The sequence below is a fragment of the Xanthomonas cannabis genome (assembly GCF_040616535.1).
In the GTDB taxonomy this organism is placed as follows: domain Bacteria; phylum Pseudomonadota; class Gammaproteobacteria; order Xanthomonadales; family Xanthomonadaceae; genus Xanthomonas; species Xanthomonas cannabis.
Map to the genome: position 1 here is coordinate 702,831 of NZ_CP136580.1, position 12,847 is coordinate 715,677.

Consider the following 12,847-nt stretch of genomic DNA (forward strand, 5'->3'; position numbering starts at 1 on the left):
GAGTGCGTGTTGATCTCGACCGATGCTGACTAACGCGCAAAACGTAGGGGGTTAGCATCGCTTGCCGTCATAGAGGAAGAGGTGGGGCTGCGATTCGGGGTGCGGTGCCCACCACCCACTCTCCATCTTTTGGCTGCACTGCTCATGTTCAGATCCACTTGCACGGCCCTTGCGCGCGCATGGCGCTGGTGTGTTGTGTCGCAAGATGCGTGGGGGCGTTGGTGGGCAGCGGCACTTGGCCGAAGGCGCGGCGATCACGATGAGCTCGCGTGACGGGCCGCCTGCGGCGCGCGGCCAGCTGTCGTTTGGGGAAAGGGAGCGCCTGCGTGCGGAGTTCGACCATGCGCTGGCCGCACTGCATCCCGAGCTGTTGGCGTATCTGCGCCGCCGTACGCGCGATGCCGAGACGGCTGCAGACCTGGCGCAGGAGACCTTCTCGCGGATGATGGTGTACCGCGATGCGCCCCACATCGGCGACCGCCGTCTGTTGATGTACCGCATTGCGCACAATCTGGTAATCGAGTTACGGCGGCAGCGTCACCGGCGGCTGGCGGCGCAGCATGTGTCGCTGGATCAGGTGGCGCCGATCAGGGCCGACGAGGCCGGCGTGGACGAGATTGCCGAGGCGCGCCAGACGCTCGATGTGCTGCTCAAGCGCACCTTGCTCGAGCTGCCGCCGAAGTGCCGGCTTGCGTTCAAGCTGAGTCGGTTCGACGGGCTCACCTATCCGCAGATTGCCGCGAAAATGGGCATCTCCATCAAGATGGTGGAGAAGCACATCAGCCGTGCGCTGCTGGCGTGTCGTGCGGCCGTGGGGGAGTTGCCGCAGTAACCGGCCTGCGAGGCGGCTGGCTGGCGCCGCCGGAAGTTGCTGGTAGCATCGTGCGCGAGGGCGCAGGGAGACCGCCCGCCAGGAGTCACCAGCCATGCGTGCAGAGTCCGAGCGCATTCATGCGCAGGCGGCCGCCTATCTCGTGCGACACGGGCGCGAGAACGCGGCCGAGCGCGCCGCACGTGAGGCATGGCTGGCTGCCGACTCGCGTCACCGTGTGGCCTACCAGCAGCTGCTCGAGGTGGACGCACACGCGTCGGCACTGCTGGATGATCCCGAGTTGCAGGCCGTCACTGCACGCGATCTGGAACTGCTGACACCGGCCTCTGCCCGGCGTCGTCGCTGGCCCTGGCTGGTGCTGGCAGCGATGCTGGTTGCCGCGATCGGCTATGCGATGCATCAGCTGTTGAGGCAGTAGTGCGCACTCGGCACTCGGTACTCGGCACGCAGCACACAGCACACAGCACAAAGCACAAAGCACTCTGCACGGCGTGTCGCATGGACCGTTGAATGTGCGCTCTGCTGCAGCGCTGCCTGCCTCTTGCAGACGTTGCTGGTAGGGCATTGCGCTTGCGCAGCATCACTTGTTGTCGGGGGACGCAATGGCGATGGTGCCGCGCCCAGGACGCGAAGGATGCACATGCACGCACGACGGGCAGTAACGGGGAGCGGTGTCGGTTTTGATCATGCACGCAGCAGGCTGGCAGTGGCGGGGATGGCGCTGCTGTCGCTGCACGGCCACGGGGCGCAGCAACACGCTTCCGCCCAAACGCGTGCAGGTACCTGCGGTGGAAGCCGACACGCAGCGCGTTGATGCGCCTGCCAACGTAGCCGTTGCAAGGCGTGTACTGGCGATGGCGATGCGTGCATAGCGCGTCGAACGCGCAGCAGGTGGTGGGGGAGGGCAATAGCGCACACAGCGATTGACGTGTCGGGGCCCGGATGGGTGCCGAGGCACTGTGCGTGCGCGACGATTGCTCGCAAGCAAAACAGTTAGCGATTCTGATCACTGTTCGCCGCGTTGCGGTGACCGTGTTTCAGCAGTCAGGTGCAGGACCGATCTTGCTCAGCTGGCGATGCGCTCCGGGCCGACCGGGCGCGCTGTCGGCGGGCCAACCCAGGCAAGCCAAAGGACGCAGCATGAAGACACGCACATTACGCGACGCCATTTCTATCGCCCTGTTCGCCATGGCGAGCGGAGCGGCAGGTGCGGTGGGGGCACAGGCGGCGACGGCGAAGGTGGCGACGGGACCTGAGGCAGCAGCGCAGAAAACGCCGGCGGCCGTGGCAACGAACGCAGACGAGCCGCCCAGACCCAGCCCGCCGGAGCCTGCGACTGCGGCAGTTCCGCCGGCGCAGGCCGCCGCGACCGAGTTGGAGTCCATTGAAGTCACCGGCACGCGCATCAAGGGCGGTGCAGTTCCGTCGCCGGTAATCGCGATCAGCGCGGCGCGGATCCAGGAAGAGGATTTCAGCGATCTGGGCGAGGTGATCCGCAGCGTGCCGCAGAACTTCTCCGGCGGGCAGAACCCGGGGGTGCTGAGCGGCAATCTGGCCGGGGCCGGCAATGCGAACCAGAACATGACCGGTGGCGCGAGCCTCAACCTGCGCGGCCTGGGCGCCGATGCCACGCTCACCCTGCTCAATGGGCGTCGTCTGGCGTATGGCGGCTTCACCCAGGCGGTGGATCTCAGCGCGATCCCGGTGGAGGCCGTGGAGCGGCTGGAGATCGTGGCCGACGGTGCGTCGGCCATCTATGGGTCGGATGCAGTCGGTGGCGTGGGCAATGTGATCCTCAAGCGCGACTACGACGGAGTGAACGTCGGCACGCGCTTCGGGCGGGCGACGCAGGGCGGGCTCACCTCGCGGCAGTACAGCGTCACCGCTGGCACCACGTGGCGCAGCGGTGGCGTGATCGCAACCTATCAGGACGTCTCCGCAGACCCCATCTACAGCCGTCAGCGCAGTTACACCACACAGCTGGTGGACCCGTCCACGCTGTATCCGGGCAGCGACCTGCGCAGCGGGCTGCTGAGTGCCTACCAGGCGCTGGGCGACAACGCCGAGCTGCGCCTGGATGCGTTACGCACCGAACGCGACCAACTGCATTTTTACGCTGTCAGTGGCCGCAACAGCCGGGTCACGCCGACCACCACCAGCCTGCTGCTATCGCCGAGCCTTGCGGTGTGGTTGCCCAACGACTGGACGCTGACATTGGGCGCCACCGACGGCAACAGCAAGCACGATCAATACCGCCAGGAAACGGCGCTGGCCAGCGGTGCGGTGAGCGTGACCGACCTGTGCTACTGCAACGACAGCCGCAGCTACGAGCTGGGCGCCGAAGGGCCGCTGCTTGCGCTGCCGGCAGGCGATGCGCGCCTGGCCGCCGGGGTGGGGTATCGCAGCAACACGTTCCGCAACATCAACCACGTCAACGGCGTGGAGACGATCGACGGCAGCGAAAGCGCGCGCTTTGCCTATGCGGAGGTGAGCCTGCCAGTGGTGGACCCGGCGCAGGGCGTGCCCGGTGTGCAGCGACTGACGCTGACAGCGGCGGTGCGCGGGGAGGACTACAGCAGCTTTGGCGGGGTGACTACGCCCAAGTTCGGTGTGCTGTATGCGCCTGACAGCGATGTAACGCTCAAGGCCTCGTGGGGCAAGTCGTTCAAGGCGCCGACGCTGTTCGAGCGTAACTACGCGCAGGAGGCATGGCTGTTCCAGCCGGGTGCGTTCGGCGGGGTGGGCTTTCCCGCCGGGACGACGGTGCTGGTGGCCGATGGCGGCAACCAGGATCTGCAGCCGGAGCGCGCCATCACCCGCTCGGTCTCGCTGGCCTGGCACCCCGAGGCGCTGGATGGCCTGGAGGCGGAGCTGACCTGGTTCGGGGTGGACTACAGCAACCGCGTGCTGCAGCCGATCGCCAATGCCAGCCAGGCCTTGCGCAATCCGATCTACGCGCCCTTCGTGGACCGCACGCCGACACCGCAGGCGCAGGCCGATGTGATCGCGCTCGCCAGCCGGTTCTCCAACTTCGCCGGCGTCGCCTACGACCCGAGCCGGGTGGCGGCAATCATCTACACGCAATACGCCAACGTGGCGCAGCAGGACATCGAGGGTCTGGACCTGAGCGGTAGCTACCAGGTGGCGTTGGCGCCCGGCACGCTGACCTTGCGCGGGGCGGCGAGCTGGCTGGATAGCACGCAGCAGACATTGCCCACGCAACCGGTGTTCGATCTGTCAGGCACGCTGTTCAATCCACCCAAGCTGAGCAGCCGCATGGGTGCGGTGTGGAAACAGGGCGGGCTCACTGCCTCGCTGTTCGGCAACTACCGCGGCGGGGTGCGCAACCGCGCCGATGGGGTGAAGTCGGCATCGTTCACCACCTTCGATATGGCGTTGCGCTACGCCACCGGCGCACGCCGCGATGCATGGGCCGGGCTGGAATTCGGGGTGTCGGTGGACAACGCCTTCGATCGCGATCCGCCGCTGTATCGGGTGACCTCGCCGCTGTACGTGGCCCCGTACGACTCCACCAACTATTCGGCAATCGGCCGCTTCGTGAGCGTGTCGGTGTCCAAGCACTGGTGATGCGTCGGCTGCCGCTGCAGCCGACGTAATGGCGATGGTCCTTGAGCGTTGCTGAGAGGAGTGTGTGCGTGAGGAATCACAAACCATGGCGCCTGCTGCTTGCGGGCGTGCTGATGGCGGCAAGTGGGTGCGTGTGCCACGCGCAAACGGTATCGCCTCAGCGATTGCTGGAGGTGGTGGATATCGGCAGCCCCACGCTGTCGCCGGATGGCCGCAGTGTGGCCTTCCGCACCGAGCAGGCATCGGTGCAGCGCAATACCTACGACAGCGTCTGGTATGTGCAGGGCCTGCAGGATGCCGCGCCCAGACGCGTTGCCGATGGCGGCGTGCCGTTGCGCGATTCGGCCGGCGTGTCGTTGCCGGCGCCGGTGGCGTGGTCGGCCGACGGGCGTTGGCTCTACTACCGCGCGTTGATCGATGGCGTGATTGCGGTGTGGCGTGCGGCGGCAGACGGTTCCGGCGCTGCGCCGGTGACGCACGATGCGGCCGATGTGCAGGAGTTCGCGCTGGATGCGGACGGGCGCGTTCTGCGTTACCGCATCGGTGCGACGCGCGAGCAGGTGCTGTCGGCAGAGCAGGACGAGTATGCGCAGGGCATCCGGATCGACGAGACGGTGCCGCTCGGGCAGGGCCTGTTCCGTTCGGGCAATGTCGACGGGCGCCTGGCCACGCAGCGCTTCGGTTCGGTGTGGTTCGATCGTACCGGGCTATCGGCGGGAGTGCCGGCACGGTGGATCGCGCTGGATTTGACGACTGGCACCACGCAGGCGCTCGCCGATGCGCCGCGACCCGAGGCGGAGCCCGACGTCAACACGCTGCGCGGCCTGGCAGGCGATGCGTGGAAATCTGCGCGCGCGCCACAGGGCGGCGCGGTAGCGGTGTTGTCGCGCGTGGGCGACGGCACTGGGCAGCTGTCGCGGCCGGACGTGGTGCTGTCGGTAGTGCCGGGTGCTGGCGCACGCAAGGCAGTGCAGTGCGTGGCGGCAGCCTGCGTGGGCAAGGCGATCAGTGGCATGCAGTGGCGCCCCGGGAGCACGGAGGTGGTGTTCACCATCACCGATCCTGCCTTGGGGCTGGCGCAATCCATCCACCGCTGGGACCCGGCCAGCGGGAAGGTGCAACTGGTGGTGCAGGGCGGCGGGTTGATCAATGGCGGGCGCGATCCATCCGCACCCTGCGGCGCATCGGCCACGGCACTGGTGTGCGTGACGGCCGACGCCGATCACCCACCACGGCTGGAACGCATCGCGCTGGACGGCGGCACGCGCGTCGTCCTGTTCGACCCCAATGCGGCATTGGCGGCGGACATGGCTAAGGCGACGCCCGCGCGTCTGTTGCAGTGGACCGACAGCCGCGGGCGACACTACAGCGGGCAGTTCTTTGCGGCACGCGGCCACACCGACGGCCAGGTGCCATTGTTCGTTACCTACTACAGTTGCCCGGGCTTCGTCCGCGGAGGGGTTGGCGACGAGTGGCCATTGGCGGCGTTTGCGCAACTGGGAATCGCGGCGCTGTGCATCAACCAGTTGCCCGGTTACACCATGGATGCGGTGGAGCGGCACGGCCAGGGATTGGCGGCGGTGGAAAGTGCGGTGGACTTGCTGTCGTCGCACGCCGGCATCGATCGCACACGCGTGGGCATGGGCGGGCTAAGTTTTGGCGGTGCGGTGACCCTGTGGACGGCGACCGAATCGAACCTGTTGGCCGCGGCATCGGTGGCCAACCCGGTGGTGTCGCCGTCTTACTACCTGTTCGGCAGCATGAAGGGTGAGCCCTTTCTCAAGGGACTACGCGAGATGTGGGGGCTGGGAGCACCGGAGCAGACGCCGGAGCGTTGGAAGGCACTGTCGCCGGCGTTCAAGCTGGAGCGGATTCGCGCGCCCATCCTGTTCCAGCATTCCGAGCAGGAGTACCTGTACGCGCTGGATTATGTGATTCCGCTGCTACGTGCGCAGCGTGCCGAACTCTATGTGTTTCCGAACGAGCCACACCAGAAGTTTCAGCCCCGGCACAAGTTGGCGGTGTATGCACGCAATGTGGACTGGTTTCGTTTCTGGTTGCAGGACTATCAGGACGATGCGCCGGAAAAGGCCGCGCAGTACGCGCGCTGGCGTGCAATGAAGGCAGCGCCGGCTGCCGATCGCGGCCGGGGCCGCGATGCGACTGGCGCGTCGTCGCGCATGCGTGACGGTGGCGGCGTCAGCCCTGATGGCGGACCCAGTTCTCGACGGCGCAGAGGTCGAACAAGCGCATGAAGCTGTCGTCGCCATCGGCCGGCACTGCATCGAAATGGCGACGTAGCGCATCCGCATCCAGAAGCCCCTGACCTTGGAGCCGGCCATGTAGCAGATAATCGCGAATCTGGTGGCGGCTCTGACGATAGACCGCGCCAGAGTAGTTCATGAAGGTGCCCTTGCTGCGACGGTACAGGATCTGAGCGGGCAGCTCCTCTGCGAAGGCGTCACGCACCACGGCGCGATTGCGGCCTCCACTGATCCACATCCAGCTCGGCACTGCCAGGCAGGCCTCCACCACCGGTTGCGACAACAGCGGCATGCGCAGGTGCCATGACGCACTGCGCGCCAGTCCGTCCCGGAAGACCTGGGTGCCTGCCAGGTCGAAGATACGTTCGCGGTCGCCGGGGAGGCCATGCGCTGGCGCATTGAACCAGGGGTGGAACTCCAGCGGCATGTCCGGCTGCGAGGCAGGCAAGAACGCGCGCTCCGCCCTGCGTGGCTGGCCGGGCTTGGCGAAGTGTTTCTTCATCGTCAGCCTGGCTGCTTTCCAGAGCGTGCATTGATGTAGTTCGGCCAGCGCATGGATGGCGGTGATGCCGGCACGTACGCCTCGCTCCCGGAAGGCATCCACCGCTGGCGCGGCGGTTCTGGTGTAGCAGAACACCGTATCGCCACCGCCGCCGGAAAAGAAACTGCTGATTGCGAGTTGCCGGGCAACCGATTCCTTGAGTGCGTTGGAGGCATGCTGGAGAAACCAGGTGCTGGGGGCAACCGCATGTGCCGGCGGTGCGAAGTCGATGGGCGCAGCATCGAAACCGAGTGTGTGCACGATCAGCTCGGTGCCCAGAAGATCGGCCATCTGGCGGGCGTAATGGCGCTCGTCGGCCCCCGGCACCGGCGTCACCAGGTTGCAGCACGCGACGCGTGCTGTTGCGGGCTTCAGGCACGCGGCAATGATGGAAGAATCCAATCCGCCGGAGAGCTCCAGCAGGACAGACGCATCGGTCTGGGCCCAATGCGCGACGGTGGACGCGACCGCCTGACGCACCTGGGCCTGTGCGTCACGCAGGTCATGCTGCCGGTGCGGGGGCGCGACGAAATCCCAGGGGTTCCAGAGCTGGTCCACGCTGCCCTGTCCAGAGTGGATGCGCAGCTGACTGCCCGGCAGTAGTTCGCGCACGCCGACAAGCCCGGTGCGGCCGGTCTTGAGATGCGGGTAACGCAAGGTATGGGCGATGTACTCCCAGTCGACCTGCCGCGTATACAGGCCGGCATGGGTGGCGATGGAAATGTCCGAGGTGATGAAGCCGGCCTGCAGCGCGTACACGCAGGCCACGCCACCGGACGGGTCACGCATCACAGTGACGTTGTCGGCGTCGGTCTGCGCGCCGGTATCCTGGTGGGCTGCCTGCAGCATCAGATACTCGCCCCACTGGGTCTGGATGAGCTGCCGCATGCGCTGCGCCGTGGGCAAGGCATGCAGCCATGTAACGTCTGCCAGGGGGCTATTGTCGTGCCGCGAAAAGACGTGGCCAATCAGTGCGCCGCCACCGCAGATGTCGAGTACGGGAGTATCGTTCGATGCATATAGGGTCATGCGCCCACTGTGCAGCCGCGGAAACAGCCCGATCTGGCGCAGCGCTTCATCCATGTCGTAGCGCCTATTGCCGTGCACATGCGCGGGGCCGAGCACCAGCAGATAGCGATACATCACACCACCCGGATAGGTGTGTGGGCATGGACATTGCCAACCGTGTCGTTCAGGACAAGGTCGCCGGTCTGCACCCAGCAATGTGCTGAAAATGGGTTGAGTGCCACGCCGAAGACGATCTGTGCATCGAGCTGGCGCCTTCGCAGGAACTTCGCCAAGGCAAGCGAGTCAAGCAGGCAGCGCATCTCGACCGGCACCCACAGGCGTGCGCGCAGATACCTGCGTGTTGCATTGGCAAGGCGTTGCTCCAGCGCGAAGGTGGATTGGCCGTGCTTGCGTTGCCTGGGTGCTCCGGCAGCGAGACTGGCGAGCACACGCCTGAGCGGATAGCGCTGCAATGCCCGCCGCGTGGCCAGCACAGTCGCCAGCACTTCGATCGTGTCGAGGAGGCGTGGCCGGTGCATGGCGGTAGCGGTCTCCATGGCACTGCGCGCAACGGGTGTGATGACTGGCCGTGAGTGACTTGCTGTGGTCGATCGCTCGACAAGCAGGCCGCGTGCGACAAGGCCGCCGATCTCCGCATCCGACGATGAGCAGGGCTGCTCCAAGTAGGCGAGCAGGGCGCGTTGCAATGCGGCAGGCAAACGGAAATAGCGATCCGTGCCAACATCGAGGAAGACCAGCTGTTCGCCGACGCGGCAGAACGAGAGATCGTCGCGCAATGCGTAGTGGGGCATGGGGTTGTCCTGGTGAGAAAAGGGCGCACCGTGTGGGTGCGCCCGTGACTTGCCGTTGGTTTGAAATGCATCCGATCAACCGCACCCTACCGTGTCTCGGCAGCGCTTAGTCCTGGCTGATGCCCAACGTGGCGGTGCCACCCATCTCTTCTCCGGACAGTGGTCCGCCGCGCGTGTCGATGCTTGCTACACCGAGCACGATGAGGTCCTGCTCCAATGCCGTGGTGCGGGGTGCGTCATTGCTGGTGATATCCATCATGTCTGCTCCTGGATGGGAGAGGCGTGCGCTCAGGCACGCCTCAAGGTTCATGCCTCGGAAATGCCGGGGACGTTGAAACCGCCGATTTCTTCGCCAGCGAGTGGCCCACCTTTGGTATCCGTGCTGGCAACGCCAAGGACGGTGATGTCGTCGGATACATCGGTGTGCGTGTTGTCGTATGTGTTCATCGCTGTCTCCTGGTTGTGTCATGGGGCTCCATGACATGTGCAGGATAGGAAGCGATGTTTTTGATTCTCAAATGATTATCGCGTTGCACGCCGGTAATTAAATCCGGTCTGTGATCAGTTTCAAGGAAGGCTGCGCTGTCCTGGTCGTGGCGTATCGCTCGGCCAAGCAGCCCTGTAATGGGAAGACGGCGTGCAGAGCCCGTTGCGATGCTGCCATTGCAGGGTGGCGCTCTTCTGCTTGGAAACCTGGCCCCTTATGCAGCCGGCAGCCGGCGCGATGAGACGATGCTGGTCCGCGCTGGATGGACGACTATCGCGCGTTACGGCTTTGCTCGTTCAATGCGGCGACGATACGTGGCACTTCCTGCTTGCGTCGTGCGTGGTACGACCGCAGCGCGATCTGCAACGCAATGAAGTCGCGCCGTTGCCAGTGCTGTTCGAGATCCGCTATCTCAGCGTCGACAGCATCGAGCATGCCGTGTTTGGCGCGACGGATCGGGGCCAGCCGGTCATTTGCCTGTCTTACTGCGTGGTGCAGCGACCAGTGTGCGGTACTGCGCGCGATTGCATCGAACAGCTTCCAGGTTCGCTTCACCAGATCGGCGCGGTCGTCTTCCTGCATGATGCCGGCAGGGTTGCGGGAAGGCTGCAGACTGGCGATATCGCACGCCATCAGCAACAAGCGTTCCATCCAGTCATAGAGGTCGCGCAGGGCAACTTCAGTGAGCAGCGGGACCTGCAGGCCGTAGCGCGCGTGGTCGTCCACCAGCCCTTCGCCGACCAGGCGATACAAGGCAAAGCGTACCGGGGTGGGACTGGTGTTGAATTCGGCAGCGAGCTTGCCGGGATCGATCCGATGACCGGGCGGATACCGGCCCGATTGCAGTGCGCGCCTGACGTGCGCATAGGCAACTGCACGTTTGGAGTGGATTTCACTCATGACGGACTCCTTGTCTGACCGCGACTCCTCCCCTGGCTGGATCGTACATGCAAAGGCAGGGTAGGGAGTTGCTGCAGTAGTCCTTTCAGCCGCAGGCTTGTCAAATCGTACCGCGCACGAGGCAGGCTTGGAGCCGATACCCTGTCCCGAAAGTAATAGTTCTAATAACGCATAAAGTGAGACCAAAAAAACATGAGGGCCGCCTGGTCTGCCAGGGCGGCCCTCGTGTTCGTACGTTATCTGTCACTGCTCGAGAGGCACGACCATCATGCCAGGCGGTGTCCTCGCCTAGCGAAACGACTCACGCAGCCGCTTGCCTGCGTATTCCTGCGCGGCTTTCGCCTTGGCGACGACGGCTGCACAGCCGAAGAACTCGTGCGTCACACCGGTGTAGACCTCGCGCTCGACCGGTACGTTGGCCTCCTTGAAGGCGTCTTCCAGCTTGGCGCCGTCGCTGCGCAGTGGGTCGATGGTGGCATTGATGAGCGTCACCGGCGCCAGGCCGCGCAGGTTTGCGTTGACCAGATCCAGGCGCGTATCTGCCTTGTCCGCATCGCTGCGGATCAGGTGGCCGACAAACCATTCGATCATGGCTTTGTTCAAGGGTTTGGCGATCGCGTTTTCGATATAGGACTCTGTGTGCAGGCTGCCGGTTTGCCCGACGGGGTAGACCGCCAGGATATGCGTCGGTGCCTGCAGCCCCTTGTCGCGCGCGGCCACGGCCGTGGCGATGGCCAGGTTGCCGCCTGCGCTTTCGCCTGCGAGCGCAACGCGTTGTGGATTGCCGCCGATGCTTGCCGCGTTTGCCAGCACCCATTCGTACGCGGCGAGTGCGTCGTCCCAGGCGGCGGGGAATTTGTGTTCCGGCGCCTGGCGATAATCGATCGAGACGACGATGGCGCCGGTTTCCTTGGCTAGCCCGCGTGCGCCGCCGTCATACACCTGCGCGTTGGCAATCACCCAGCCGCCACCATGGAAATAGACGATCACCGGCAGTTGCGTGCCGCCGTTGGGGGTATAGATCAGCGCCGGGAGATTGCCTGCTGGCGTCTCCAGCGTGTGAGCCGTGCGTTTGACGCCGGGCACCAGGACTTCCGGGTCGGTGGTCTTGCCCTGGTCCTGCAACACCTTGTTGACCGCATCGGCGATGGTGGGCTGCTGCCGTGCTTCCTGTGGCGTCAATTTTTCGATGGCCTTGGGTTCCAGCGCATCGTGCGCCAGTGCTACCTGGTGCATGTCGTCATCGGCGCGCAGGGTGCCGATGATGTTTGCGAGGGTGTCGATGATGGGATTGGGTTTGCCGTTGTCGGTCATTTGCGCGTCTTCTGAGGAGTGGTGCGACGCTAGCGCCGATCTGATCAATGGTGTGGCAAGGGAACACGACCGTTGTGCACGTGATTGCAACAATTGAGCTCGCTTGGCCGCACGGCGACGCCGGAGCAGTTGGAGCAGGGGCAACGGTCCGCCCTTCCCTGCGCAGGTGCGCTGGCCTGGACGCTGATTGACCAGGGTGTGTCGTCGCTGCTGGCGCTGTGCGATTGCGCTGCGAACCATCTGCTGCGCGCGCAGCGCGGCGACGCGAGCCGCGTGCGTCGACGGATGAGTGCCCGTTTCATGCCCCAAGGCACGGGCAGTCTTGCAGGCGTGCACTGGCGCAGTCGCCCCATCGCCGGATAGGGCAACCAGCCGACGGCGTCTGAAATCAGCTGCCCGGACGCCGAACGCCGTACGGCATCGCAGCGCGGCAATGTACCGAGACGCGCCGACCTAGTGCAGGTGCGTGAAAACCCAGCAGGCGCCACTCAGCAGCGTGACGTAGCCAGTGACAAGTGCCGCATGGATGGCACGTTGATGCGTTCTGATCAGCTGCATGCTTCCCCTCGCACACAAACAGTTGCTGTTGGCATGCCGGCTCTGGATGTGCTCCGCATCCCACGAGATGAGCGGCCCATGGCATCGTGTCCGACAGCGTGATGTTGGTGTGAAGGTGGGTGCCAATCCAATAGAAAATTCCTATGGCTCGATTCCAGAGCGTGCCCGCCGGCTCACGGCGTCTCGACTCGCCATTTCCGATCATTGCGCGCATGAATAGTGGTAACCAGATCACAGCGCGAACCGTGACTGTCGCGCCCGGCGACACGGGGCGCGCCGGCAGCAAGATCACCGTCGAATTGTCTGCCCATCCCGACCCGCGGTGGCAGGCGTGCTTCCAGTTCGTGGTGCAAGGCCGCGACGGGTTTTTCATGGAGGCCAGGCCGGTGTTCGACCGTGGCAGCTTTGAGGGGATGGTGCCGCCCGCACACGTGGATGAGTTTCGTCAGGAACTCAATGACGTCATCGCAGCGGCCAATGTGCTTGCACGTGCGCAGGTCAACAAGGACGCGCCGCCTCGACGCCGCTGAGCCTGGCGGGTGC

At 65.1% G+C, this 12,847-nt stretch carries 11 protein-coding genes; 5 read left to right on the top strand and 6 right to left on the bottom strand.

The features are described from left to right. The first annotated feature begins 259 nt into the window (after positions 1–259). The 4 genes from RZV17_RS02990 (at position 260) to RZV17_RS03005 (ending at position 6,675) form a co-directional block, all read left to right on the top strand. Positions 260–832 (top strand): RNA polymerase sigma factor, encoded by a 573-nt coding sequence (locus RZV17_RS02990; RefSeq protein WP_355607114.1) that lies wholly within the window; start codon positions 260–262, stop codon positions 830–832. Positions 833–926: 94 nt separating this feature from the next. Further along, positions 927–1,250, top strand: a complete 324-nt coding sequence (locus RZV17_RS02995) for a DUF4880 domain-containing protein (protein WP_355506883.1) — start codon at positions 927–929, stop codon at positions 1,248–1,250. 722 nt (positions 1,251–1,972) lie between these two features. Continuing rightward, positions 1,973–4,420, top strand: a complete 2,448-nt coding sequence (locus RZV17_RS03000) for a TonB-dependent receptor (protein ID WP_355607118.1) — start codon at positions 1,973–1,975, stop codon at positions 4,418–4,420. Positions 4,421–4,488: 68 nt separating this feature from the next. Continuing rightward, positions 4,489–6,675 carry an Atxe2 family lasso peptide isopeptidase gene (locus tag RZV17_RS03005; RefSeq protein WP_355607121.1) on the top strand — a complete coding sequence of 729 codons (2,187 nt, stop codon included), beginning with the start codon at positions 4,489–4,491 and terminating at the stop codon, positions 6,673–6,675. On the opposite strand, the gene RZV17_RS03010 is transcribed toward RZV17_RS03005, so the two are convergent. The 6 genes from RZV17_RS03010 to RZV17_RS03035 all read right to left on the bottom strand — a co-directional run bounded on the left by RZV17_RS03010 (position 6,620) and on the right by RZV17_RS03035 (position 12,055). Continuing rightward, positions 6,620–8,368, bottom strand: coding sequence for a lasso peptide isopeptide bond-forming cyclase (locus RZV17_RS03010; protein ID WP_355607124.1), 1,749 nt, complete (start codon positions 8,366–8,368; stop codon positions 6,620–6,622). The two genes, RZV17_RS03005 and RZV17_RS03010, sit on opposite strands and share 56 nt — an antisense overlap. After that, the gene (locus tag RZV17_RS03015; RefSeq protein ID WP_355607127.1) at positions 8,368–9,045 is read right to left on the bottom strand and encodes a lasso peptide biosynthesis B2 protein; all 678 of its coding nucleotides are present in this window, start codon (positions 9,043–9,045) and stop codon (positions 8,368–8,370) included. The genes RZV17_RS03010 and RZV17_RS03015 overlap by 1 nt, the downstream gene beginning before the upstream one ends. 106 nt (positions 9,046–9,151) lie before the next feature. Further along, positions 9,152–9,304 carry a benenodin family lasso peptide gene (locus RZV17_RS03020; RefSeq protein ID WP_276568395.1) on the bottom strand — a complete coding sequence of 51 codons (153 nt, stop codon included), beginning with the start codon at positions 9,302–9,304 and terminating at the stop codon, positions 9,152–9,154. A gap of 47 nt (positions 9,305–9,351) precedes the next feature. Then, the gene (locus RZV17_RS03025) at positions 9,352–9,492 is read right to left on the bottom strand and encodes a benenodin family lasso peptide (protein WP_166743756.1); all 141 of its coding nucleotides are present in this window, start codon (positions 9,490–9,492) and stop codon (positions 9,352–9,354) included. 310 nt (positions 9,493–9,802) lie between these two features. Continuing rightward, a complete protein-coding gene (locus RZV17_RS03030; protein ID WP_355607132.1) occupies positions 9,803–10,618 on the bottom strand; it encodes a GntR family transcriptional regulator in 816 nt (271 codons plus the stop codon). Between the two features lie 102 nt (positions 10,619–10,720). Further along, positions 10,721–12,055, bottom strand: a complete 1,335-nt coding sequence (locus RZV17_RS03035; RefSeq protein ID WP_355607135.1) for an alpha/beta hydrolase — start codon at positions 12,053–12,055, stop codon at positions 10,721–10,723. Between the two features lie 461 nt (positions 12,056–12,516). Between RZV17_RS03035 and RZV17_RS03040 the strand changes: the two genes are divergently transcribed. Next, complete coding sequence (locus RZV17_RS03040; protein WP_184374673.1) at positions 12,517–12,834, top strand: hypothetical protein; 318 nt, start codon at positions 12,517–12,519, stop codon at positions 12,832–12,834. Positions 12,835–12,847 lie beyond the last annotated feature (13 nt).